Origin of the sequence: Paenibacillus sp. BK033, from assembly GCF_004345425.1 — a bacterium.
Lineage (GTDB): Bacteria > Bacillota > Bacilli > Paenibacillales > Paenibacillaceae > Pristimantibacillus.
On sequence record NZ_SLVP01000001.1, the window covers coordinates 1,497,770 to 1,523,190 of the forward strand.

The following is a 25,421-nucleotide window of genomic DNA, read 5'->3' on the forward strand; positions in this document are numbered from 1 at the left end:
AATAGGAGGAATTGCTTTGTCACGCACGTGGGAGCGCAAAGTGCGCAAAAATACGAACCAAATTAACAAAGCGCGTAAAAAGCATGGCGCATCGCAAATCGGCACTTCGGCAGCACCCAAGGTAGACCGGTATACCGGCCGCAACTACATATTTCCGATTGTGCTTATTTTGTTGATCAGCATGTATACGGTATTCATTACGACGGATCCATCCTTTAAGCCTACAACCATGTTCTGGGTAACGATAGGCTGCTACATTTTCCTTGCGCTGATTTTCTTCTTGCGGCGTCCTTACGTTACAATCGGCAAGGACTATATTCAAACCCGCAAAATGACGGGGGACAAGCAGCTGCATGTATCCAACATTAAAGGGATCAGCGTGCAAAACGGTGCTGTCGTAATCATGCAGCAAAAAGGCGCGAACTGGGTATTCTCGCGGCTGCTCAACCGTTATCCGACGGATGAGATCGGCAGCAAACTGCAGGATTTCGCCAAAACACACCATTTGCCTTTCGAACAAAAATAGAAAAAGAGTAGGAGAGTTATGCGAATTATGGGGAAGCAAGCGGTACTATTTGATCTTGACGATACGCTGTTGTGGGATGATCGCAGCGTAAAAGAAGCATTTGAAGCAACATGCCAAGCCGGTGCGGAAGCTTCCGGCGTTGATCCGCAGCAGCTTGAGGAAGCCGTACGCAAAGAAGCGCGCGCTCTTTACGAGTCCTATGAGACGTTCCCGTTCACGAAGATGATCGGGATTAACCCGTTTGAAGGACTCTGGGCGAACTTCCGCGAAGGCGAGCAGGAGGAATTCCGCAAGCTGGAGCAGCTTGCGCCGGGCTACCGCAAGGAAGCTTGGACACGCGGCCTGCGCGCGTTAGGCGTTGACAACGCAGAGCTGGGCGCAAAGCTTGCGGACCAGTTCCCTGCGGAACGCCGCAAGCGTCCGCTGGTCTACGATGAAACGTTCCGCGTGCTTGATGCCCTGAAAGGAAAATACAAGCTGCTTTTGCTCACAAACGGCTCGCCGGATCTGCAGCGCGAGAAGCTTGCCGGCGTTCCGGAGCTGATTCCATACTTTGACCATATCATTATTTCCGGTGAGTTCGGGGAAGGCAAGCCTGCCGCGTCGATCTTCCGTCATGCCCTGGAGCGTCTCGGAATCGAGCCGGATCATGGCATTATGGTTGGCGACAAGCTGACTACCGATATTCTTGGCGCCAATACGATTGGCATGACTTCAGTATGGGTGAACCGTCATGGCGCGGTACGCAATGACGAAATCATTCCTGCGCACGAGATTGCTCATTTGGAAGAGCTGCTGCTGCTTCTTGAGCAATAATGGACAAGACAAAGCCCCTCGCCATCGGAAGATGGAAAGAGGGGCTTTTTTTTGAAAACGTCTTATTTAACGAAAGCAGGGTCTTCGAACGGATGAGCAATCCAGCCTTCTGTCTCAATGAACAGACGTACGGCTACGATTTGGCGGTTATCCATCAATGTGAAGAAGTGAGGGATTCTCTCCGGAACGGAGATCACGTCGCCGGCTTCGAGTTCAACGTCGAAGTAACCAACTTCTTCGGTGCCTTTAATAACGAAGATGCCTTTGCCGGCCGTAATCGCGCGAACTTCATCTTCTGTATGTGTATGAACGGATTCGAATTTCTTCAGCAGTTCATCAAGGTTTGGAGTAGCATCGGATAATGTAATGATGTCCCAAGTTTTGTAACCGCGGCGAGCGGCAAGGTCCGTAATTTCAGCATTGAAAGTGGACAGAACTTCTGCCTTCTCTTCATCGGAGAGAACGAATTTCTCTTGAAGGTGCGCAGGCAATTTCGTTGCATCCCAATGTTCATAAAGAACTTCTTGCTTGTCTAAAAATTCACGAACGTTCTGTTCTCCAGAAATACGTTCATTAGTATTGCGAATGCGGATTTCAGCCATTCTCAATCCCTCTTTCCCTATAGAAATTAACTGATAAGTCCAATTATATAGCAAATGTAGTCAAATGTCGATGGACTGCCTTTTCAGAGTGCGGCTATTCTGTTACACTATTTGTTAATGATTTTCGGAGGAAGGGTGTACGAAATTTGTTGAAACCGACCATACAAGAATTGATGCAGCAACGGATACTCATCCTGGACGGAGCGATGGGAACGATGATTCAGCAGGCTGATCTGACTGCTGAGGATTTTGGCGGAGAAGAGCTTGACGGCTGTAACGAAATGCTCGTATTAACGCGTCCGGACGTTATTTCGACGATCCATGAGAAGTATCTGGAAGCCGGAGCCGATATTTTGGAAACCAACACGTTTGGCGCGACAAGCGTCGTATTGGCGGAATATGACATTCCGGAAAAAGCCCGGGAAATTAACCTTGCTGCTGCCAAGCTGGCAAGGGACGCGGCGGATAAATTCTCGACACCTGACCGCCCCCGGTATGTAGCCGGCGCATTGGGGCCAACTACAAAAACGCTCTCCGTAACCGGCGGCGTTACGTTTGACGAGCTTGTAGACAGCTATTACGAACAAACCGTTGCTTTAATCGAAGGCAACGTAGACGCGATTCTTTTGGAAACGTCGCAGGATACCTTAAACGTAAAAGCGGGAAGCATCGGGATCCGCAAGGCGTTTGAGGCTACTAACCGCGAGCTTCCGATTATGATTTCGGGTACCATTGAGCCGATGGGCACTACGCTCGCCGGTCAATCCATTGAATCCTTCTATATTTCCTTGGAACATCTGAAACCGATTTCGATCGGACTGAACTGCGCAACCGGACCCGAATTCATGCGCGACCATATCCGTTCGCTGAGCGAAATTGCCGATGCGGCTGTCAGCTGTTATCCAAACGCGGGCCTGCCGGACGAGAACGGACATTACCATGAGTCTCCTGAATCTCTTGCGCGAAAAATGTCGGCATTTGCCGAGCAGGGCTGGCTTAACATTGCGGGCGGCTGCTGCGGCACAACCCCGGCTCATATTAAAGCCTTGTACGAGACGATGGCGAATTATGCGCCGCGTACGCAGTACGGTACTCATCCGGCTGCCGTGTCCGGTATCGATACGGTATTTATCGAGGACGACAACCGCCCGATTATGATCGGCGAGCGGACGAACATTTCCGGTTCCCGGAAATTCAAACGCCTGATCAAAGAAGGCAAGTTCGACGAGGCTTCGGAAATCGCCCGTTCCCAGGTTAAGGGAGGCGCCCATATTATCGATATCAACCTGCAGGATACGGATATCGACGAGGCGTATGCGGTACATCAATTCCTGCCTCAGGTCGTGAAGAAAATCAAAGTGCCTTTAATGCTCGACTCGACGTACGATCATATCATCGAGCTGGGGCTGAAATATTCGCAAGGCAAGGCCATCATCAACTCGATTAACCTGGAGGACGGCGAATCGAAGTTCGAGAAGATCCTGCCGCTGATTCATCAATACGGTGCCGCGGTTGTCATGATCCTGATCGATGAGCGCGGACAGGCTGTTTCCCGCGAAGCGAAGATGGAAGTGGCCGAGCGTTCTTATAATCTACTGGTCAATAAATACGGCATGAATCCGGAAGATATCATTTTCGACCCGAACATGTTCCCGGTAGGATCCGGCGACCCGCAGTATATCGGATCCGCCGTTGAGACGATCGAAGGCATCCGGATGATTAAAGAGAAGTTCCCGAAAGCCAAGACGATTCTGGGTCTGAGCAACATCTCGTTTGGTCTGCCTGATGCGGGCCGCGAGGTGCTGAACTCGGTCTACCTGTACCACTGTACAAAGGCCGGACTTGACTATGCGATCGTAAATACGGAAAAGCTGGAGCGGTATGCTTCCATTCCGGAGGAAGAGCGCAAGCTGGCGGAAGATCTGATCTATAATACTAATGACGATACGCTTGCTGCTTTCGTTGCGGCATTCCGCGAGAAGAAGGTCGTGAAGAAGGAGAAGGTATCGAATCTTTCCCTCGAGGAGCGTCTTGCCTCATACATCGTGGAAGGTACGAAGGAAGGACTTATACCTGACCTCGACGAGGCGCTCAAGAAATATACGGCGCTGGAAGTTATCAACGGACCGTTGATGCGCGGGATGGAAGAAGTAGGACGTCTGTTCAACAATAACGAGCTGATCGTGGCGGAGGTTCTGCAGAGCGCCGAGGTAATGAAGGCATCGGTGGCCCATCTGGAACAGTTCATGGAAAAAAATGAAACTTCCGTGAAGGGCAAAATCATTCTGGCAACGGTTAAAGGCGATGTGCATGACATCGGTAAAAACCTTGTCGAAATTATTTTGTCGAATAACGGTTACAAAATCATTAACCTCGGCATCAAAGTACCGCCTGAACAGCTGATTGAAGCGCAGCGCAAGGAAAATGCCGACATTATCGGCCTATCCGGTCTGCTTGTCAAATCCGCTCAACAGATGGTCGTAACCGCTCAGGATATGCGTAACGCGGGTATTTCCGCTCCAATCATGGTTGGCGGCGCAGCTCTTACGCGAAAATTCACGAAGACAAGAATCGGCCCCGAATATGACGGCTTGACGTTGTACGCAAAGGATGCGATGGACGGTCTGGATCTCGCCAACAAGCTGATGGATAAAGAGCATCGCGGCAAAATGGAAGAGGAATTGCGGATTTACAAAGAATCCGGCGGCGACGCGGAAGAGGAGAAAAAACCTCAGCCGCAGCTTACCCGGGTTGAGCGCTCGAAAATCTCAGTGGATGCGCCGGTCTATATCCCGCCGGATACGGACAGACATATTCTGCGCGATGTTCCGATTCCGCATATCATTCCGTATGTGAACATGCAGATGCTGCTTGGCCATCACCTGGGCCTGAAGGGCAACGTGGATAACCTTCTTCAGGAAGGCAACGAGAAGGCCGTGCAACTGAAAGAAACCGTTGACGGGATTTTGCAGGAGGGCACAACAAACGGTATTATTAAGGCACACGGCATGTACCGTTTCTTCCCGGCGCAATCGTCAGGCAATGATATCATCATCTATGACCCTCAGGATCATACGAAGGAGATCAAGCGGTTTACGTTCCCGCGCCAGCAGGTAGAACCATTCCTTTGCTTGGCGGATTATTTGAAGCCGGTGGATAGCGGCATTATGGATTATGTCGGATTCCTTGTCGTTACAGCCGGTCAAGGCGTACGGGAGCTGGCAAACGAGTGGAAGGAAAAAGGCGATTATCTCCGCTCGCACGCCTTGCAATCGGTGGCCCTAGAGGTAGCCGAGGCGATGGCGGAACGCGTCCATCATATGATGCGCGATATTTGGGGGTACCCGGATCCGGCTACAATGACGATGAAGCAGCGCTTCGGCGCGCGATATCAAGGTATTCGCGTATCCTTCGGTTATCCGGCGTGTCCAAACCTGGAAGACCAGGGACCGCTCTTCGAGCTGATGAAGCCGGAGGATATCGGCGTGGAATTGACGGAGGGCTTCATGATGGAGCCGGAAGCATCCGTATCCGCGATGGTATTCGCCCATCCGGAAGCGCAATATTTCAATGTTGAAAAAGTAGAACGATAAATGCAAGCTAAGCCTCCGTAAGCTCCGGCTGGTCGACCAACCAGCCGGAGCAAGCGGGGGCTTTCATCCTATTTATTCATATGGTGATCTGGAGGTGGCAGCACAATGGAATTATGGTTTCTGGGAACAGGCGCAGGCCGCCCGATGAAGCATCGGAATGTAACATCCATCGCACTTAAGCTGCCGGATCCGGACTGCTCGCTTTGGATGTTTGACGCGGGTGAAGGAACCCAGCATCAATTAATGCGAACGCCGCTGAAGCTGAACAAGCTTGAAGCGTTGTTTGTTACCCATCTGCATGGCGATCATACATACGGGATTCCGGGGCTTCTCAGCACCCGGTCCTACGTTGGCGGCAACACTCCTCTTCAGCTGTTTGGTCCTCCGGGTATCCGCGAGATGATTGAGACAGCGCTTACGTTAAGCAGTTCCCGCCTTGATTACGAAATTACTTACCATGAAGTATCCGAAGGAATCGTCTATAAAACCGAACGTTACACGGTTGAAGCTCTGCCGCTTGAGCATCGCGTTCCTTGCTTTGGCTACCGCATTACGGAATGCGAAAGCCCTGGCAAGCTGAATGTCGAGAGGCTTCAGCAGTTAGGCGTCCCGTCAGGTCCGTTGTTTGGGCGGATTAAAAAAGGGGAAGACGTTACGCTGCCTGACGGTACGGTCGTCCGAGCGGCAGACGTTGCGGGAAAACCGCAATGCGGCCGAATTATTACGATTGCGGGCGATACCAAGCCCTGCGACAACGCCTTACGACTGGCTCAAAACGCGGATTTGCTCGTGCATGAAGCAACCTTCGCGGCGGGACAGGAAGAGAAAGCCCATCTGTACGGTCATTCTACGACTATCGAAGCGGCAACAACCGCGCGGGACGCCAACGCCAAGAGGCTGATCATGACACATTTCAGCACCAGGTTTGTCGATGAGGATCTCGCGGGCCTTGAAGAGGAAGCAAGAACGATTTTCCCGGAATCCTATGCCGCCCATGACCTGTATCATACGGAAATTCCGAGACCCAGAGGGTAGTTATCAAGCCTCCTTACAAAATCAACATGCTTCGAAAATAATCCCTTAACGGTACCGTATTATGCTGGCCTTAAATCTGCGGCTAAGGAGATGAGGTCAGGTGGATACGGGAAGTCATTTGCTGTTTGGCGCAACGCTTGGCGGTCTTGCCATGCTGGATTCGGTTATTACCGTGCATCCGGAGATCGGGTATGCGGTTCTGGCCGGAACGGTGCTTGGCAGCCACGCGCCGGATTTCGATGTCTTTGCAAGGTTAAAGGGCCAGGCTGCCTACATTCGGAACCACCGGGGGATTACGCATTCCGTGCCGGCTCCGCTTCTATGGTCCGCCGGAATCGGCGGGGCTTTCGCATGGCTGTTCGGCGTCCCGGATCATGTTCTTCTGGTTATGTTATGGACGCTTGCCGCGGTATGCTTTCATATTGTTCTGGATCTGTTCAATACGTATGGCGTTCAATGCCTCCGGCCGTTCTCCAGGAAATGGTGGCATTTGGATGCCCTTTGCCTGTTTGATCCTTATCTGTTCGGAGCCCATGCAATCGGATTGCTCTGCTGGATACTGGGCGTTTTCCCGCCGGGGCCGATGTTTGCCTCTATATACGCCGCAACCGTGCTCTATATCGCCATACGCCTGCGGCTGCGCTGGCGGATCAAAAGAAGACTGAAGCTCCAGCTCGGCGGGGTTGCGGCCATAACGCTTGTTCCCGGCATGTCGGGCAGGAGCTGGCAGTTTACGGCCGATTGCGGGGATTGCTATCGCACAGGCACCGTAACCGGCGTCGGGATCCGTCTGGAGTCAACCGTGCTCAAATATGAACCAGGCGAACATGCGCCGGCTGTAAAAGCCGCATTGGAGGCCGACGGGGTAAAAGCGTTCCTTGGATTTGCCGAGCAGGTGCATCTGCAGGTGGAGGAAAAACAGGACGGCTACGAGGTCTCCTGGAAAGACGTACGGTTCTGGCGGGACAATCAAATGGCTTTTGGCGTTGACGTCCAACTGGACCGGGACATGAAGGTGCTTGGCCATCATGTCGGCTGGAGCAAGCGCTCCTGGGAATCTCCTCATGTATAAACGGCTGCCCGCCCCTTTCCGGGGGCGGTTTTTTTAATTCTCACAATAGACATGGATTAGAATGTTCCGAAATAAAACGCGTTCGCCCAAGCCGCTATGCCTTGCGATCGCCAAAATATGTCTTCCTTGAACCCTCTAGCCAATCGAACAAATATTCGCTAAACTGTTGGTATCAAGGGGTGACGGACGTCTATGTTCAAGAAGAAAACTTTGCCTGAATTAATCGAGGAGCTACGCTCGAATGAAAATATAGTGAATTGGCATGAGATGGAGCCGCAGGAGGCCAAAACAACGCCGTTCGACGACAGCGTGGATCCGCGAATCCGGGAGGCGCTGCAGAAGCGCGGAATTTCCGAGCTGTACACCCATCAGGGAACGGCGTTCCGGCTTGCGTCCAAAGGAGAAAACATCGTTGCGGTAACGCCAACGGCATCCGGCAAGACGTTATGCTACAACCTGCCCGTGCTGCAGGCGATAGCCAAGGATGATACAAGCCGCGCGTTGTACTTGTTCCCGACCAAAGCGCTGGCGCAGGACCAGAAGAGCGAGCTTAACGAGATCATTAACGAGATGGGCATCGACATCAAGAGCTACACTTACGACGGAGACACTTCGCCGACGATCCGCCAGATCGTCCGCAAAGCCGGCCATATCGTTATAACGAATCCCGACATGCTTCATTCCGCCATCCTGCCTCATCATACGAAATGGGTAAGCCTGTTCGAGAATTTGAAATATATCGTCATTGACGAGCTGCATACATACCGGGGCGTATTTGGAAGCCATGTGGCCAATGTCATCCGCAGGCTGAAGCGCATCTGCAAGTTTTACGGAAGCAATCCGACCTTTATTTGCACATCCGCAACCATTGCGAACCCGAAGGAGCTGGCGGAGCAGCTGACCGGCAGCCCGATGCGGCTGATTGACGATAACGGCGCACCGAGGGGCCGGAAGCACTTTGTCTTCTACAATCCTCCGATCGTTAATGTGCCGCTGAACATCCGGAAAAGCGCGACCGTAGAAGTGAATCATCTGGCGAGGGAATTTCTGAAGAACAAGATTCAGACCATCGTATTTGCCCGCAGCCGCGTGAGGGTGGAGATCATTCTCAGTCACATTCAAGAGCTGGTCAAGAATGAAATCGGCACGAAGTCTATCCGGGGGTACCGGGGAGGATACCTGCCGAAGCAGCGGAGAGAAATCGAGAAGGGTCTCAGGGAAGGCGAAATTCTTGGCGTCGTAAGCACCAATGCCTTGGAGCTTGGCGTGGATATCGGCCAGCTCCAGGTCTGCGTGATGACGGGATATCCCGGCAGCGTTGCGAGCACCTGGCAGCAGGCGGGGCGGGCCGGCAGAAGGCACGGCGAAGCGCTAATTCTGATGGTAGCCAGCTCTACGCCTATCGATCAATATATCGTCCAGAATCCGGAATACTTCTTCGACCGCAACCCGGAGTCCGCGAGAATCAATCCCGAGAATCTGATTATCCTCGTCGATCATGTCCGCTGCGCGGCCTATGAGCTGCCGTTTAAGAATACGGAGGAATTCGGGCCGCTTGAGATCAGCGAGATTCTGGAGTACCTCCAGGAGGAACGAGTGCTGCATCGTAACGGAGATACGTTCTATTGGGCGAACCAGGCTTTCCCTGCAAGCGAGATCAGCCTGCGTTCCGCCTCGCAGGAAAATGTCGTCATCGTGGACCAGTCGAATGTGGCCGACGTCCGAATCATCGGCGAGATGGACCGGTTCAGCGCGATGACCCTCCTTCATGACGAAGCGATATATTTGCATGAAGGCGTGCAGTATCAGGTCGAGAAGCTGGACTGGGACCATAAGAAGGCCTACGTGCGCGAGGTGGACGTCGAGTACTATACGGACGCGAATCTCGCGGTGAATCTGAAGGTTCTGGAGATCGACAAGTCCAGAATCTCCGGCAGCGGCGCCGTTCATCAAGGGGATGTGGCGGTTACGATGATCCCGACGATTTTCAAAAAAATCAAGCTTACCACGTTCGAAAACATCGGATCCGGGCCCATCCATCTGCCCGAGCAGGAGCTCCATACCCGCGCAACCTGGCTTGAGCTGAAGGATACCGATCCGGAGCTGGGGACCAAGGTTCTGGAACAGCTGCTGTTAGGCATCGCCAACGTCATTCAGCACATCGTGCCTGTGATGGTGATGTGCGACCGGAGCGACGTACATGTTACTTCTCAGATCAAGGCTGCTCATACGGGTCTGCCGACGATCTTTATTTATGATCATTACCCTGGCGGAATCGGACTTGCCGACGACGTGTACAAACGGTTTGACGATGTCAAGCAGGCTGCCGCCAATCTCATCAAAAAATGCTCATGCAAGGATGGATGTCCATCATGTATCGGAAACGAAATCGAAGGGATCAACGGGAAGCAGAAAAGCGTACAGCTCTTATCGCTGTTATAAATCTGCATGCTGATTCAAGGAAAGGAGGGAGGGCGAACTTTGAGCAGTCTGCGTGATAAAATGAACCGGCTTCGCGGAAGCGGCGGCTCGGCGCCTCCTTCCAATGATACGGCCGCAGCCGTTCAAGCGACAGAGCCGCCGCAGCCTGCCGCAGCTGTCGATCATCTCGAGACCTTGTCGGAAGAATGGTCGTCCATGGGCGTCAAGCTGCTCCATAATGAAGCGGGCAGCTTTCTTATCCGAAGGCTTGTTTACCCTGCAGATCACCAGCATGGCATTCATTGCCTTGGAGAGCTGCCCGAGGCGTCGACCGGGTTGAAGGCATTTCATGAGGCGCCGATTGAAGCCGAGCAGCTGCTCTATCTCGATCTGGAGACTACGGGACTAGGCGTCGGAACCGGCAATGTACCGTTTATGGTGGGTCTGGCCTATTGGGCGGGCACGGAGCTGATCGTGGAGCAGGCGGTTATCCGCCATCCCGCCGAAGAGCGCGCGATGCTGTACTATCTGAACAATAAACTTGGCAGCTTTCGTTATCTCGTCAGTTACAACGGCAAAACCTTTGACTGGCCGGTTATGCAGACTCGGTTCATTTTGAACGGGTATAACCGGAAGCTGTGGGAGCCGCTTCATCTTGATTTTCTGCATCCCTCCCGCAGCATATGGAAAAACACGCTGGCGTCGCTGCGACTCAGCCATGTCGAAGAGGAACGGCTCGGAATAGAGCGGATCGACGACGTTCCGGGCTCTCTGGCGCCGCAGCTGTACTTTCAGTTTCTGGCCGACGGCAATCCGGAGCCGTTAAGAGGGGTATACCAGCATAACGAGATCGATATGCTGTCGCTTGTTTGCCTATCGATACGGTTTGGCCATCTCCTTAACGTGTCTATTGAAGGCGGCTGCCGGCTTCCGATGCCCGAGGAGGCGGAGGAGCTCATTCGAACGGGCTTATGGTTGGAGAAAATGGGGCATGGCGCTAGGGCGGAGCAAATGTTCGAGGCTGCGCTTGGAGCTGAACGTACTGCCGCCTCCACGCTGAACATGCTGGCCGCAAGAGACAAGAAAGCTGGAAATTGGCAGCGAGCTGTGTTATTGTGGCAGAAGGCTGTGAAGCAGTCGGTTCAGAACGGATCGGCTGGCATGAATGCAAGCGTTGAGCTTGCCATGTATTACGAACATAAGCTGAAGGAATATGAATCAGCTTTATCATATGTGACAGAAGCATTGGAATTGGCGCTTAGCGATCCTCTCGGCAGGAGAGACGCGAAGCGCCGCGCCGAAATCGATGGCCTTCGCAAGCGGAGGGAGCGGCTTCTGCGCAAGACGGGAAGGAAGCTTGCAGAATGAATGAACAACCAGCGCCTATGAAGGGCCTGCTCCTTGATCTGGACGGCACCTTATATCATGGCACCCATCGAATTGACGGAGCGGATATTCTTATCCGCCGGCTCCGGGAATGGAAGCTGCCGTACCGCTTCGTGACTAATAATTCGACCGTTTCCCCGGAAGCGGTTGCCGAGCGGCTTCTGAAGATGGGAATTGAGGCCGAGCCCCGCGAGGTATGCACCTCCGCACAGGCTGCGGCGCAGTACATAGCAAATCGTAAGCCCGGCGCCTCCGTACTCGTCATTGGCGAGAGCGGGCTGATCGAAGCCGTAGAAGCAGCGGGTTTAAGAATAGCGGAAGAGCAGCCGGATTTTGTCCTTCAGGGACTGGACCGGCAGCTTTCTTACGACCAGCTGACAAGAGCCGTCCGTTCGATTCATCAGGGAGCCGAATTCGTGTTAACCAATCCGGATTTGCTGCTGCCCGGTGAAGGCGGCTTATACCCCGGCGCCGGTTCGATTGGCGCTATGCTGACTGCAGCCGGCGGCAAGGAGCCTATCTTGATCGGTAAACCGTCGAAAATTTTGATGGATTATTCGCTTCGCCAGATTGGTCTGCCTGCTGCCGGGACCTGGGTAATCGGCGACAATATGGCAACGGATATTGCGGCCGGGCATGCCTCGGGCTGCGGAACCATCCTTGTGTTAACCGGATTGACGACAAAGGATAACCTGGACTACTATGCAGAGCGCGCAGGCTGCAGGCCTGATGTGGTTTGTGACGATTTACATAAGCTGATCTCGTATATTTCCTCCTCAATCGGGATATAAGAGAAAGCAATAGAGCGGACAGGAAGGAAGCGAACTGGAATGCCGGAACTACCGGAAATGGAGCATTACCGATTACGATTGTCGGAGCTGATTATCGGCTCCCCGATTACGGGCACGGAAGTTACCCGCGACAAATCGATCAACATTAATGCCGAGCAATTTCAAGCCGAATTGGTTGGCCGGACCGTATGGTTTGTGGAACGCAGAGGCAAACATCTGTTATTCCACCTCGACAACGGCAAGCGTCTCGTGCTTCATCTGATGCTTGGAGGCACGTTGTTTTTCGGCAGCGATGAAGAGCGTCCTGACCGGACGGTACAGGTAATGATTCGCTTTGCGAAAGGCAATTTGTATTTTATCGGCCTGCGGCTGGGCTATTTGCATTTTATGTCCGTGAAGGAAGCGGATGCGAAGCTCTCCGAGCTGGGACCGGATCCGTTCGATAAAAGATTGACGCTTGAACGTTTTAAAGCACGCTTCGCTAAGAAGAGAGGCGCGCTCAAAACCGCCCTTGTGGACCAGCATGTATTGTCCGGCATCGGCAACTGCTATGCGGACGAGATTGCTTTCGCGGCAAAAATCCGTCCCGACGCAAAAATTCCTTCCTTGACAGACGATACATGGGAACGAGTCTATGAATCGATGCATAGTGTGTTAAAGGAAGCGATTTCAAAGGGTGGCTACATGGAGCAGCCTTTAACGGCAGGCGATACCGTTACCGGTGGTTTCAACGATCACTGTCAGGTCTATGACCGCGGCGGCGAACCATGCTTTGCATGCGGCACGGCGATCGAGCAGTTCGAGATTTCGTCGCGCAAAGCTTTCGCGTGCCCGGTCTGCCAGAAGGAACAGTAGAGCAATGTACATCGGCCGTCATCTCAGCATAAAAGAAGGTTACGCCTCCGCCGCCAAAGCCGCCTATTCGGGCGGCATCAATGCTTTTCAGTATTTTCCGAAAAACCCCCGCAGCCTTGGACTTAAAGCCTTCGACGGGAGAGAGGCCGAGCGCTGCGCGGAGCTGTGCAGGCAGCACGATATATTGACCGTCGCACATTCCCCCTATCCGACAAATCTTGCTTCGGAACGGGAGGACGTCCGCCAACGCACCGTAGATTCGCTGCTTAATGACCTCGATATTGCTAACAGCTGCGGCTCGATTGGCGTTGTCGTTCATTTTGGCGTGTATAAGGGGAAAGAGCCGCTTGCCGGCTACCAATCCATTATTCAATCGCTGAATGAAGTGACGAGCCGGTGGAACGGAAATGCCAAGCTGCTGATCGAGATTCAATCGGGGGAGCATACGTTTATGGGGACAACGATCGAGGAACTGGCCCAAATCCGGGGATTATGCGCGGAGCCGGCGAAGCTGGCTTTTTGTCTGGACACCTGCCATATGTTCGCGAGCGGCTTGTGGCATGGGGAGACGGATGCGGAATGGCTGAAGAAAGCCGTCTCATTAGGAGTACTGGAGCATGTGGCGGTTGTGCACTTCAATGACTCGATGTTTGCGGCCGGTGCGCGGAGGGACCGGCATGCGGCGCTTGGGAGCGGGCATATCGGCGAAGAAGGGCTGAAGTGGCTGATGTCCGTGCCAGCGCTTGCGGGCGTTCCTTTTATACTGGAAACGCCTTCAGATGAAGACGGTACTTACGAAAGGCAATTAAACCTGATGCGCGAATGGGGGACATGAACAATGATACATGTATATCTGGATGACTACCGCCCTTGTCCAAAAGGTTTCGTGCTCGCCCGGAATGCGGAGGAATGCAAGCTTTTGATCGATTCCGAAGCCATAGATATCTTGTCGCTGGACTATGATCTCGGCTGGAACGAGCCGACGGGTTACGAGGTTGTCCGCCATATGGTGGAATCCGCCCGTTATCCGAAAGCAGTCTATCTGCATACCTCCAGCACGGCGGGAAGAATGCACATGTACCATATGCTGTCGTCCCATGCGCCGATTGAAATGAAGATCATGAACGGACCCATGCCGGACTCGCTGCTTGACGAAATTGCGGCCGGCAGCTGATAATAGATATTTTTTTGGGTTGGTGCAACAACGGAGGTGTTGAAGTGAGCCGATGGATTGGTACGGCTAATCAGGGGTATTCTCCCTATGCAATTGAAGAGCTTCGGCGGCTGCTAGACGGCGTAAAAGTGACGCAGCTGGCCGCCGGGGAAACTTTTTTATTCGACAGTGAGAGGTCTGCGGAAGACGTTGCCTCCGCTGTTAAGGCGGACAAGCCGATATTTCTGCGGCATCTGCAGCCAGTTGACCGTACGGCAGAGATCAAAGGCAATGCGGATGATCTGCAGGAGCTGTCGGAGACGATAAGACGTTCGCGTCTGCTGTTTGAGGACAAGCAGGTGGCCATTCATGTGCGCCGCTCGAGCAAGACGGCCTTTCCGTATTCCGCTTCGGACACGAAAGCCGTGCTGGATGCCGTATTGGAGGAACTGGAGGCGGAGCCCGTCGTCCAGCAACCGGATATTATCATTGCTATTTACGCTGCGGCAAGCGAGCTGTATATCGGCTTTGGCAAGCCGGAGGACATGCTGTCCGACTGGCCCGGAGGCGCGATCCGATTCCAGCGGGAGGAAGGACAAATCTCGCGCGCCAAATTCAAGCTGCTTGAAGCGGAACGGGAGTTTGGGCTTGATTATTCCGCGTTCAGCAATGCCATCGACATTGGAGCGGCTCCCGGCGGCTGGACCTCCCTGCTGCTTGAACGGGGTTTGCGGGTAACGGCGATCGATCCGGGAGACATGCATCCGTCGCTGGCCGGACATCCGGCATTGACGTACTTGAAACGGAACGCCTCGGAGGTCAAGTTCAAGCCGGGCTCCTTCGATCTGCTTGTCTGCGATATGAGCTGGAGCCCTATGCAGATGTGCCGTCTGGTGCTTGATTTGGAAGAATCGCTGGCACCTCATGCCTCGGCTATTATTACGATAAAACTGATGCACAAAAAGCCGCTTCAGACCATTCGCGAGGTGAAGGAGCGCTTCTCTACCGCATTTATCATTAAACGCGCCAAGCAGTTATTCCATAACCGCGAGGAGATTACGTTATACCTGGAAAAGAAGCGGTAGGCGTGATATAACGGAATACAACAGGGAAAGCATCCCGGTTTGAACAGGAGTCCAAGGGGACTCTTGTTTCAAGCCGGGATTTTTTTTAACGAATCATAAGGGGTTGCTAGGATGCAAAATGAAGCAAGGTTGATTCATCTCGAGTCCGGAATGGTGATCGGCGAGCGGTACACGCTGGTCGGGAAGCTTGGCAGCGGGGGGATGGGGGATGTGTACGCTGCCGAGGATTCCAAGCTTCAAGGGAAGCTGCGCGCGATTAAAGTGACGGATTCGGAAAGGGCTTCCGAAGAAGCTAGAGTGCTGATGCGTCTTAATCATCCGAATCTGCCTCATATTATGGACAGCTTCACATTAACCGATTACGGAGCGGAAGCCATCGTGATGGACTATATTCACGGGGTGACGCTGGGAGAGCTGTTCAGCCGGCATAACCGGGAGCTTTCATTTGGAGAAGTTTTACGGCTGGCCCTGCCGATTTGCTCGGCGCTTGTCTATTTGCACAGCCAGTTTCCTCCGATCGTTCATCGGGATCTTAAGCCGTCTAATATAATGGTTGAACATAACGGGCATGTTCGGCTGATCGATTTTGGCATCGCCAAATCCAGAACAGTCCTGCAGACGCTGACGACAATGAAGCTGGGAACGCCGGGCTTTGCGGCTCCGGAGCAGCATCTGGGACGAAGCGAGGTTCGGACCGACATATACGGATTTGGCGCGCTGCTCTATTACTTGCTTAGCGGAGGAAGCTATTTGAATCCTGCGGAGAGGATGAATCAGAGCGTAGGCTTTATGCGGAGACTGCGCGCAGATGTACCTACCCGGTTCGCCGATTTGCTGTGGAGAATGGTTCAGCCTCGTATCGAGGACCGGTACAATACAATGGCCGAGGTGGAGAGGGAGCTGCATGCTTTTGCCGGCATGGGAGCTAATAGAGACGTTCATGTCCGTTATCCGGGAATTCAAGGCGGCAATCCGGAAGGCGCCCGAGCGATGAGGATCGCCGTCGTTCCCGTCTCTTCCGGAGCAGGAGCTACGTTTGTGGCCATTACCCTGGCAAAGCTGCTTGCCGCTGGCGGAATCCCTTGCGCTGCCGCTGAATTTCCTTCCGAACGGCCTGAATGGGCAGCATTGCTTCGAAGTAATATGAGAGGACGAGATCAGCTGGAAGAAAGGTATTATAGCTGGAACGAGCAGGGGGTATGGTGGCATGCCCAGAAGCATCCGGTTACCGAGGATTATAGAGATGAGCTAGATAAGCTCCGGCTAAAATTGAGAATGAAGAATATCGCCGTGTCCGTTACCGATGTATCCTCCGGCGCGTTCACTCATCACAAGGATTGGCTGCTTGAATCCGACCTTGTGCTTGTCGTAGCCGATCCCTATCCTTCGAGGTGGAAGGCGAATCAGATTCTGGAGCTGGAGCAATTAAGCGGGAAGCTTGAAGCCCGCGGCGCCTCTCTGAAGTGGATCGCCAACAAGGATGCCCCATTTTCGGGCAGGAGCGAATGGCTCGGCATGATGCCCAAACGCCCGGCTGCCGCTGTTCCGCTGCTTCCCGCAACCGAGTGGCTGGATGTTATTTGGCGCGGAAAATGGGCGACGGATACAAAAGGGCTCTGTAAACCGCTGGAGAAGGCTTTTAAGCCAATCCTTGATTTTATTGGGCAAGAAACGCAAAGGAATGCAGCTTATGTCAGGTTTGGAGGCTGACCTTGCTTGCAATTGAAATAAACCTTCTTTATGATGAATACGAGTCCATAGCATATTTAGAAGCAGGTGAAATCCCAAATGAACGAACGAGTTCTGGTAGTGGAAGACGAGGCGGGCATTTCCCGCATTTTACAGCTTGAATTAGAGCATGAAGGATATACGGTCGGTACAGCAGCCGACGGACGGACAGGTTACGAAATGGCGTCAACGGGAGAATGGGAGCTCGTATTGCTCGATGTGATGCTTCCCGAATTAAACGGCATCGAAGTGCTGCGGCGTCTGCGGCAGGCCGGCAACCCGGTTCCCGTTATATTGCTGACGGCAAGAGATACGGTGCCCGATAAGGTCAGCGGCTTTGAGCATGGCGCCAACGACTATATTACGAAGCCGTTTGCGATGGAGGAGCTGCTTGCCCGCGTCCGCAACATTTTGCGTATCTTCCAGCAGTATCCGAAAGAATCCGAAGGCTCCGACCTGATCAAGGTTGGGGACTTGACGATTGAACTGCGTACCCGCAAGGTATACCGCAAGGAAATCGTAATCGAGCTGACGCCGCGCGAGTTCGAGCTTCTCGTCTATCTGGTCGAGAACAAGAACGAAGAGAAGTCGCGGGAAGATATTTTATCGGAAGTATGGGGCTATGACTTTATCGGGGAAACGAACCTGGTGGACGTCTATATCCGGTACTTGCGCCAAAAGCTGGACAAGGGCTACCGTCATAAGCTGATTCATACCGTCAGGGGCGTCGGCTATATGATAAAGGAGCCTGACGCATGACGCTTCGCAAACGATTCACGCTTTTTACGATATTCTGGCTCATTTTTATTCTTATTCTCTTTAATATCTTTGTCTACTTCTATGTCATCAAGATTACGACGGAGAGCGAAGAGCGCGTAATTGGGAATAAAGTGAATCTGATGCTGGAAAATCCGAAAATACAGGACGGCAAAGGCATTTACGACGCCGATTTGCTCAGTGAATATTACAATGTCAACGAAATGATACGCATTATTAGGCCGGATAACAAAATCGTCAATATTACCGGGTCAGATCCCGTGCTTCTCAATCTTCCGGCGTCCTTCCAGGGCCATCATGATACCGGAATGATCAAGAAAGGCAGCGAGCGCATCATGTACATGCGCGTGCCGATTTATGACGGGCCGAACGTGGTTGCGATGCTGGAAATCAACCGCGTGCTGAATGAATTGGACGATTACCTGCAAATTCTGGTTGCGGCCTTGTCGGTAACCAGTGCGGGAGCCATTCTGTTCGCCATCTTCGGGACATATTGGTTCACCTCGCGGCTCACTTCGCCTATGCAGCAGATGATTAATACGATGCGCGAGATCGACAGAAGCGGCAAGCTGCGGAAAATCGAGCCTTCCAGTCACGAGGAGTCGGCAGAGCTGCAGCAGCTGGTTCGCGCTTTTAACCAAATGATCGACCGGCTTGACCGAACGTTCGCGCGGCAAAAGCAATTTGTTGCAGATGCCTCCCACGAGCTCAAAACCCCTCTTACGGTTATTAGCAGCTATGCGGGTATGCTGAAGCGCTGGGGACGCGATGATGCGAGCATTCGCGACGAGGCTATCGAAGCCATCGATAAAGAAGCAAGCAGGCTGCAAACCTTAACGAAGTCGATGCTGATGCTGGCGGAAGCCGAGCAGGAGGATTGGCTGAATCAAGAGATGTTCGATGTGGTGCTGGTCGTCGAGGAGCTTGCGGTTATGCTCCAGACAACCTTCCAGCGTCCCATAAGAGTGAAGGCTTTGTCGCGGTCTGTCCGAATGTTTGGGGATAAGGACAAAATCCAGCAGCTGCTTGTCATCTTGCTGGACAATGCGATTAAATACAGCAAGGAGCCGATCGATGTCTCCGTCAGCGTGGCGAAAAATATCGTGAAGATTGAAGTGAAGGATAAAGGGATCGGCATTCCGGAAAACGAAATTCCGCACATGTTCGAGCGTTTCTACCGCGTAGACGGGGCAAGGAGCCGCGCGACCGGCGGAGCTGGTCTTGGGCTGTCGATTGCCAAGCGTATCGTGGATCTGCACGAAGGCAAGATTGACGTGTTCAGCTTGCCTGATCTCGGTACAACGATCACGCTTCAATTCAAACAAAGAAAGTAAGGGGAGAGGTTCATTGAAATACCGGGTTGCCTCCGTGCAATATAAGCTTGAAGACATTGGATCGTTTGAGGATTTTGCCGCGCAGGTCACGCATTACGTCCGTAACGCGTCCGAATACGGAACCGAAATGATATTGTTCCCGGAGTTTCTGACTACCCAGCTGTTATCGATAGGCGACGGTACGGGCAAAGCCTTGCCGATCGACCGTCTGCCTGAATTTACGGAGCGGTATGAAAGCCTGTTCCGTTCTCTTGCCGCCGAATATAACATGCATATCGTTGGCGGAACGCATGTGGTGGACGCCGGTAACGGCAAGCGTCAGAATACGGCTCATCTGTTCCATCCGGGCGGGAAGATTGACCGTCAGGCCAAAATCCATCTTACGCCGACCGAAGTCAGCGAGTGGAATATGTCGCCGGGGGACGGTCTGCAGGTGTTCGAGACGCCGTTTGGCACCATCGCCATGCTGACCTGCTATGATATCGAATTCCCGGAGATCGTCCGGATGGCGCGCGCCAAAGGCGCGGACGTTATTTTCTGCCCGTCCTGCACGGATGACCGTCATGGCTTCTACCGCGTCCGGTACTGCTGCCATGCAAGAGCGGTGGAAAATCAGGTGTACATTGTAACGACCGGTACGGTAGGGGCATTGCGCAAGGTTGACTTTATGCGCGCGAACTACGGTCAGGCTGCGGTGATCACGCCTAACGACATACCGTTCCCGCCTGCCGGGATTCTGAGCGAAGGCGTCATTAACGACGACATGCTGATCGTCGCGGATCTCGACCTGAAGCTGCTGGAGGATGTCCGTGCTGCCGGTTCGGTAACGACTTGGAGAGACCGCCGAACGGACCTGTACACGGACTGGGCATAAGCTGCGGCAGCGGAAGGAGGGCGTGAAATGCGCAAGCAATTATACGTTATTCATGACGGAGTGCCAACGGAAGCTATAATACGTACGTATACGAAGGAAGATTTTCAAGGCTTGATTGCGGTCCAGAGCGAATGCTTTCCGCCTCCTTATCCGGAGGAGCTGTGGTGGAGCGAAGACCAGCTGAACGAGCATATTGCCCGGTTCCCTGAAGGCGCGCTATGCTGCGAGATTGGCGGCAAAGTGATCGGCTCCATGACCGGGCTTATCGTAGATATGAATCACTATCATGAATCGCATAGCTGGGAGCAGATTACGGACGGCGGTTATATACGCAACCACAATCCCAATGGGGATACGCTATACGTTGCCGACATTTGCGTCATTCCGGCGTACCGGAAAGCGGGTATCGGCAAATGGCTGCTGCAGTCCATGTACGAAACGGTTGTGCACCTGCGGCTAAATCGCCTGCTCGGAGCGGGCAGAATGCCGGGCTACCATAAGTGCGCGGCGGAGGAAACTCCGGAGCAATACCTGGACAAGGTGATGAAGGGGATTTATAAGGATCCGGTCATCACCTTCCTTCTCCGCTGCGGCCGGACGCCGGTCGGAATCGCGTCCGATTATCTGGACGACGAAGAGTCCAGCAATTACGCGGCTCTGATGGAATGGCGCAATCCTTTTCTCTAGAATTACATGGTTTTCATAGTGCGATTAGCTCAGTAGGAGGTTTATTGATGTCATTAGTTTACCACCGCATTACGTCGATCAACGATCTTTATTTCGCATCGCTTCACGCGCTGCTCAAACGCATTTTTCCTCCCGAAGAGGTATTGGCCTACGAGCTTTGGAAAGAACCGCTCGAAGATCCTAGCATTCATGTCTATGTCGCAATAGACAATGGCGAAGTTGTGGGATCGACCGAATACCGCTATTATCCTGCGCTTCGCGTTGCGATGACCGACTTTACGATTATCGGCGTGGCGAACAAAGGAATTGGCCGGTTCCTCATGCGAAGCCGCGAGAAGGACCTGGCACGACTAGCCCGTGAATCCGGCACGGCGCCAATCGGCATGTTTGCCGAAATATACAACCCATACGAGAGCGGCGAGCATGAATTCGGCGGAGTAACGCCAATGAATCCGTTCGTACGTCGCGAAGTACTGTCTCATATCGGCTACAAAATGATTAACTTCCCTTACGTTCATCCATCCTGGGAGCATAACGGCGAAGCGGTTGAAGGGCTTAATTTGTGTTTCCTGCCGGCGGACGAAGACATGGCTGCGATACCTGCGGCTCTGGTTGTTCAATTCCTGGAGATCTATTACTCGGCATTGCCTAACAAGCCGCAGCAATGGCTCGACATGGTGGAAGGGCTTCGCGGACGCGACCAACTCGAGCTGCTGCCGATATGATCGCCATTACGTTCCGGGGAACAGGGGATGCGATGGGAGTCCCCCGCGTGTACTGCGACTGCGAGGTGTGCGGCGAGGCACGAACAGGCGGCGTCAACCGCCGCTACCGTTCCCTTGTCCAGCTGGATTCGCCAGACTTTGGTACAATGATGATCGATTGCGGACCGGATTGGAGCAAACAAATGGAAGCTTCGGGGCTCCGGTTCGTGAACCGCATTCTTGTCACGCATGCCCATTTCGATCATATTGGCGGGGTGCCGGAATGGGCGGACGCCTGCCGATGGTTGGGAGTCAAAGGAGAAGCGTACGCTCCTGCCGAAGTCATCGCCGAGATCCTTCAGCGTTTTCCTTGGCTGGGGCGGAATATATCTTTTATCCCCATTGATCGGCCTTGTTCCTTCGGAAGCTGGGAGGTATCGGCTTGGAAAGTGAATCACGGAAAGAACGGTTATGCTTATGCTTTTCGGTTTGACCAGAAGGAGTCGGGCATCGCATGGGCTTATTGCTCCGATTCCATCGGGCTGACGGACGAACAGCAGAAGCCGCTGCACGGGCTTGACCTTCTCGTGCTCGGAACAAGCTTTTACAAGGAGAACTTCCGTTACGAAACAAGATCCGTCTACGATGTGACGGAGGCGCTGGAGCTCCTTCCCGTATGGGGACCGAAGAAGACTCTGTTTACTCATCTGTCGCATGACATTGATTTGAGAAAAAAGTATCCGCTGCCTTCCCATGCGGATTTTGCGCTAACCGGTATGGAAATATCTGTAGGGATATAGATTGACAAACGGCAATCCGTTAGCGTACATTATTTGTATAGCTAACGGATTTAGCTATTTTCATAGCTTTTTTGCTTAATCCGAAAGGGGAAATTTTAATGTTTGCTGGTGTTCTTAACTCTTAATTGGATAGATCGGTCTTGTTAGACGAGCTTGAACGGCGCGCATGTGCAAAATTTGCATCGTATGCATGCTTCTATTGCGACGTCTTTAGACAAGGACCGATGCCATGAGTTAAGGACATGAGGATTTCCGCCTGAATGCTATTCGGCAGCGGCCAATCACCCGTGCTCTTGCAGCACGGTTTTTTTGTGCGCTGCGGAGCCTATGATGGGATAGGTCTAGCCAATTACAGGGACGGAACGCTTCTGCGTTCTGTTCCTGTTTTTTTATGCCCAAAACCTTTAAAGGAGCATCCAAACATGAACGAAGCCGTATTTCAAAGACTGGAATATGACAAATTGAAGGAAAAGATGATCGGTTACACCGTATCCCCGGCAGGACGGCTATTGGCAGAGCGTCACAAGCCGAGCACCAATGCGAAACAAATCCGGGCATGGCTGAACGAGACGGAGGAAGCGGCGGCCTTGCTCGCGAGCGGAGCAAGCGTTCCGCTTTCCGCCATGGAAGGGATAGATCCATTCCTGGCCTTGCTGGGCAAAGGTAGGATCTATACGGAAGCAGAGCTTGACCAGCTGCTGGCATGGCTTGTTTCCATCGGACAGATGAAGCGTTACATGAACAATAAACGTATGATCGCCCCTACGATAGCGGCTTACGCCGATTCGATGAACGACTGCCCGAATCTAAGGCAGGAGCTCGACCGCTGCATCCGGTACGGCCGACTGACCGATCAAGCGAGTCCCGATCTCGGGACGATCCGGCGTCATCTCATCGTAATCGAAGACCGCATTCACAAGAAGCTGGACGCTTCGCTCTCCAAATACAAGTCGGCGCTTCAGGATCCGATAATCAGCAGGCGGAGAGGAAGATCCGTCATTTCGGTTAAACGGGAGCACCGCAAGCTGGTCCCCGGTACCGTATGGGATGAATCGGCGAGCGGCCAGACCTTGTTTATTGAGCCGATTGACGTTGCGGAGCTGCAGCAGGAGTGGCAGGAATGGTCGGCGGAGGAGGAGCGGGAACGGACCATTATTTTATCCAGGTTATCGGACGAGGCGGAGCAGTATAAATACGAGCTGCTGCAAAACCGGGAAGCGATGGCGTCGTTTGACTTCATGCTGGCTAGAGGCAAACTCTCGCTTTCCTACGACGGCCAACCCGTAACGCTAAGCCAGGAGCCGTTCATCAAGCTGGTAGAAGCCCGTCATCCGCTGCTTGGCGGTCATGCCGAACCCCTTAACGTGGAGCTGGGCATCGGGTGGAAGCAGCTTATTATTACGGGGCCGAACACGGGGGGCAAAACGGTAGCGCTGAAGACCATTGGGCTGCTGGCCTTGCTTGTGCAATCCGGCCTCCTAGTGCCGGCGTCCCCGCAAAGCCGGTTTGGCGTTTTTAATCATATTATGGCGGATGTGGGGGACGGACAAAGTCTGGAGCAGTCGCTCAGCACCTTTTCCTCGCATATCGCCGTACTGAAGGAGATGCTTCATTCTGCGGATGAACGCACGATTATTCTGCTGGATGAGCTGGCTGCGGGCACCGATCCCGGCGAAGGAATCGCTTTATCCATTGCGGTGCTGGAAGAACTGCTGAAACGCGGAGCTTTGACGGGCGCGACGACGCATTTTAACGAGATTAAGAAATTTGCTTCCGGAACAACCGGATGCATGAATGCCAGAATGGCCTTTGATTCGGAGACGCTTCGTCCTTTGTACCGATTGGAGGTTGGAGAAGCTGGTGAGAGTCATGCTTTCGCTATTGCGAGAAGGTTCGGCCTTCCCGAGCATGTGATGCAGCGGGCCGAGAAGCTAGCGGAGGGAAGAGTGGAGATCCGACTGGATGAAACGGTCGAAGAAGTTAGGGCGGATGAGACAGCGGTTGTCGAACGGCAGGCTCTGCCTGAGCGAGCAGAGCTGCCGGAAGAAACGAACAACTCGAAGGAGAAAACCGCTGCCCCAGCCTATTCCAAAGGAGATGCCGTATGGATCTACCCGCTGAAGCGTGCCGGGATTGTGTTTCAACCCGCGGATGAACGGGGAGAAGTAATCGTTCAGGTCCAGGGGAAGAAGATGGCCTTTAACCGGAAACGGATCAAGCCTTATATCAGCAGGGAGAAATTGTATCCCGGCGCAGACTATGATATGGATATCGTCTTTGATACGAAGGAAAACCGGAAAAAGCGGAAGCTGATGGGCCGCAAGTATGTAGAGGGCTTAACGATCGAGACGAAGCCGGATGCAACCGGGGAATAAGTGCTTCGCTCCGTTAATCTTTACTCTGAATAACTAATAAGGTGCCCGTGCGTACGGTCAAGGTGCCGGCGGGATCAGCCAGAATATTGCTTATGCCGAGGGATTGGCCGATCCGCAGCGTTGCTTCATGCAGCGGATAGACAAATCCGCGCAGCGTAATTCCGGTTACCTCTTCGGACAGCGGAAGGAGCGAAATATGGCTGTACTCGCTTTGATGCAGCTCGATAGTTCCTTCCTGCGCAAGGGAAATCGTGTTATGCTCATCGGTAATCGATGCCGAAATGCCTTGCTCGATTGCAAGCTTCAATAAGTGGACATTGGCGAGGGAATGGTCGAACCGGCTCCCCAGTGCTCCGAGCATTCGGATCTCGGAAGGGGATTGCTCAAGCGCATAACGAAAGGCAAGCTCGGTATCCGTGTAGTCCTTGTCTATCGGATCGTAAGTGACCGTTTCCCGGCTGACGGAACGGATAAGCTCAAGTTCCTCGGTAGTTACGGAATCAAAATCGCCAAGCGCGAGATCCGGCGCGTATCCATGTTGAACGAGGAACAAAGCTCCGCGGTCGGCTCCTATTAACCGATCATCCGGACGGATATAGGGACGCACCCATTCGCCCAAACTGCCGCCCGTACAAATAATAATCCGGTTGTTCATGGTTCATCTTCCTTTCTGCCTGCATAGTGCTGAAGCCAGTATAATGCGAATCCGGGGCATAAAACTAGGTATTTGAGAAAAAAGAAAGAAGAAGTGGCAAAAGTAGCAATTGTCAAACCGGATATCCGCGGCTAAAATGATGAAGGACATAC

The 25,421-nt window shown here is 53.1% G+C and carries 22 protein-coding genes; 20 read left to right on the plus strand and 2 right to left on the minus strand.

Annotated elements, in window-relative coordinates; all coding sequences use genetic code 11:
• Nucleotides 1-16: 16 nt before the first annotated feature.
• Together EV294_RS06760 and EV294_RS06765 are read left to right on the plus strand one after the other, a co-directional pair.
• Complete coding sequence (locus tag EV294_RS06760; RefSeq protein ID WP_132305001.1) at nt 17-526, plus strand: hypothetical protein; 510 nt, start codon at nt 17-19, stop codon at nt 524-526.
• Nucleotides 527-553: 27 nt separating this feature from the next.
• A complete protein-coding gene (locus EV294_RS06765) occupies nt 554-1,342 on the plus strand; it encodes an HAD family hydrolase (protein ID WP_132305003.1) in 789 nt (262 codons plus the stop codon).
• A gap of 62 nt (nt 1,343-1,404) precedes the next feature.
• On the opposite strand, the gene EV294_RS06770 is transcribed toward EV294_RS06765, so the two are convergent.
• Nucleotides 1,405-1,944, minus strand: coding sequence for a 1,2-dihydroxy-3-keto-5-methylthiopentene dioxygenase (locus tag EV294_RS06770; RefSeq protein ID WP_132305005.1), 540 nt, complete (start codon nt 1,942-1,944; stop codon nt 1,405-1,407).
• A 146-nt stretch (nt 1,945-2,090) separates the two neighbouring features.
• On the opposite strand from EV294_RS06770, the gene metH reads away from it, so the two are divergent.
• From metH to EV294_RS06860, 18 genes are all read left to right on the plus strand, one after another.
• On the plus strand, nt 2,091-5,537 hold the full coding sequence (gene metH, locus EV294_RS06775; RefSeq protein WP_132305007.1) for a methionine synthase: 3,447 nt from the start codon (nt 2,091-2,093) through the stop codon (nt 5,535-5,537).
• Nucleotides 5,538-5,642: 105 nt separating this feature from the next.
• Nucleotides 5,643-6,572, plus strand: coding sequence for a ribonuclease Z (gene rnz, locus EV294_RS06780; protein WP_132305009.1), 930 nt, complete (start codon nt 5,643-5,645; stop codon nt 6,570-6,572).
• Nucleotides 6,573-6,672: 100 nt separating this feature from the next.
• A complete protein-coding gene (locus EV294_RS06785; RefSeq protein WP_132305011.1) occupies nt 6,673-7,644 on the plus strand; it encodes a metal-dependent hydrolase in 972 nt (323 codons plus the stop codon).
• Between the two features lie 192 nt (nt 7,645-7,836).
• On the plus strand, nt 7,837-10,086 hold the full coding sequence (locus EV294_RS06790; RefSeq protein ID WP_132305013.1) for a DEAD/DEAH box helicase: 2,250 nt from the start codon (nt 7,837-7,839) through the stop codon (nt 10,084-10,086).
• Between the two features lie 39 nt (nt 10,087-10,125).
• Nucleotides 10,126-11,433, plus strand: a complete 1,308-nt coding sequence (locus EV294_RS06795; protein WP_132305015.1) for a ribonuclease H-like domain-containing protein — start codon at nt 10,126-10,128, stop codon at nt 11,431-11,433.
• Nucleotides 11,430-12,242 (plus strand): TIGR01457 family HAD-type hydrolase, encoded by an 813-nt coding sequence (locus tag EV294_RS06800; protein ID WP_132305017.1) that lies wholly within the window; start codon nt 11,430-11,432, stop codon nt 12,240-12,242. The genes EV294_RS06795 and EV294_RS06800 overlap by 4 nt, the downstream gene beginning before the upstream one ends.
• Before the next feature lie 39 nt (nt 12,243-12,281).
• Nucleotides 12,282-13,097 carry a DNA-formamidopyrimidine glycosylase gene (gene mutM / locus EV294_RS06805; RefSeq protein WP_132305019.1) on the plus strand — a complete coding sequence of 272 codons (816 nt, stop codon included), beginning with the start codon at nt 12,282-12,284 and terminating at the stop codon, nt 13,095-13,097.
• A gap of 4 nt (nt 13,098-13,101) precedes the next feature.
• Nucleotides 13,102-13,932, plus strand: a complete 831-nt coding sequence (locus EV294_RS06810) for a deoxyribonuclease IV (RefSeq protein ID WP_132305021.1) — start codon at nt 13,102-13,104, stop codon at nt 13,930-13,932.
• A 3-nt stretch (nt 13,933-13,935) separates the two neighbouring features.
• The gene (locus EV294_RS06815) at nt 13,936-14,271 is read left to right on the plus strand and encodes a cyclic-phosphate processing receiver domain-containing protein (RefSeq protein WP_132305023.1); all 336 of its coding nucleotides are present in this window, start codon (nt 13,936-13,938) and stop codon (nt 14,269-14,271) included.
• A 44-nt stretch (nt 14,272-14,315) separates the two neighbouring features.
• A complete protein-coding gene (locus EV294_RS06820) occupies nt 14,316-15,335 on the plus strand; it encodes an SAM-dependent methyltransferase (protein WP_132305025.1) in 1,020 nt (339 codons plus the stop codon).
• A 111-nt stretch (nt 15,336-15,446) separates the two neighbouring features.
• Entirely contained in the window at nt 15,447-17,045 is a 1,599-nt protein-coding gene (locus EV294_RS06825) for a serine/threonine-protein kinase (RefSeq protein WP_132305028.1), read from the plus strand.
• Nucleotides 17,046-17,123: 78 nt separating this feature from the next.
• Nucleotides 17,124-17,822 carry a response regulator transcription factor gene (locus EV294_RS06830; RefSeq protein WP_015844236.1) on the plus strand — a complete coding sequence of 233 codons (699 nt, stop codon included), beginning with the start codon at nt 17,124-17,126 and terminating at the stop codon, nt 17,820-17,822.
• Nucleotides 17,819-19,174 carry a HAMP domain-containing sensor histidine kinase gene (locus EV294_RS06835; protein ID WP_132305029.1) on the plus strand — a complete coding sequence of 452 codons (1,356 nt, stop codon included), beginning with the start codon at nt 17,819-17,821 and terminating at the stop codon, nt 19,172-19,174. The genes EV294_RS06830 and EV294_RS06835 overlap by 4 nt, the downstream gene beginning before the upstream one ends.
• A gap of 13 nt (nt 19,175-19,187) precedes the next feature.
• Nucleotides 19,188-20,048, plus strand: coding sequence for a carbon-nitrogen hydrolase family protein (locus EV294_RS06840; protein WP_132305031.1), 861 nt, complete (start codon nt 19,188-19,190; stop codon nt 20,046-20,048).
• 27 nt (nt 20,049-20,075) lie between these two features.
• Nucleotides 20,076-20,735 carry a GNAT family N-acetyltransferase gene (locus EV294_RS06845; protein WP_132305033.1) on the plus strand — a complete coding sequence of 220 codons (660 nt, stop codon included), beginning with the start codon at nt 20,076-20,078 and terminating at the stop codon, nt 20,733-20,735.
• A 47-nt stretch (nt 20,736-20,782) separates the two neighbouring features.
• Nucleotides 20,783-21,460: a GNAT family N-acetyltransferase gene (locus EV294_RS06850; RefSeq protein ID WP_132305035.1), complete on the plus strand. Its 678-nt coding sequence runs from the start codon at nt 20,783-20,785 to the stop codon at nt 21,458-21,460.
• Nucleotides 21,457-22,239, plus strand: a complete 783-nt coding sequence (locus tag EV294_RS06855) for an MBL fold metallo-hydrolase (RefSeq protein ID WP_132305037.1) — start codon at nt 21,457-21,459, stop codon at nt 22,237-22,239. The genes EV294_RS06850 and EV294_RS06855 overlap by 4 nt, the downstream gene beginning before the upstream one ends.
• A gap of 422 nt (nt 22,240-22,661) precedes the next feature.
• The gene (locus tag EV294_RS06860) at nt 22,662-24,614 is read left to right on the plus strand and encodes an endonuclease MutS2 (protein WP_132305039.1); all 1,953 of its coding nucleotides are present in this window, start codon (nt 22,662-22,664) and stop codon (nt 24,612-24,614) included.
• A gap of 13 nt (nt 24,615-24,627) precedes the next feature.
• Here the strand turns inward: EV294_RS06860 and EV294_RS06865 are convergent, their stop codons facing one another.
• On the minus strand, nt 24,628-25,269 hold the full coding sequence (locus EV294_RS06865; protein ID WP_132305041.1) for a thiamine diphosphokinase: 642 nt from the start codon (nt 25,267-25,269) through the stop codon (nt 24,628-24,630).
• Between the last annotated feature and the right edge of the window lie 152 nt (nt 25,270-25,421).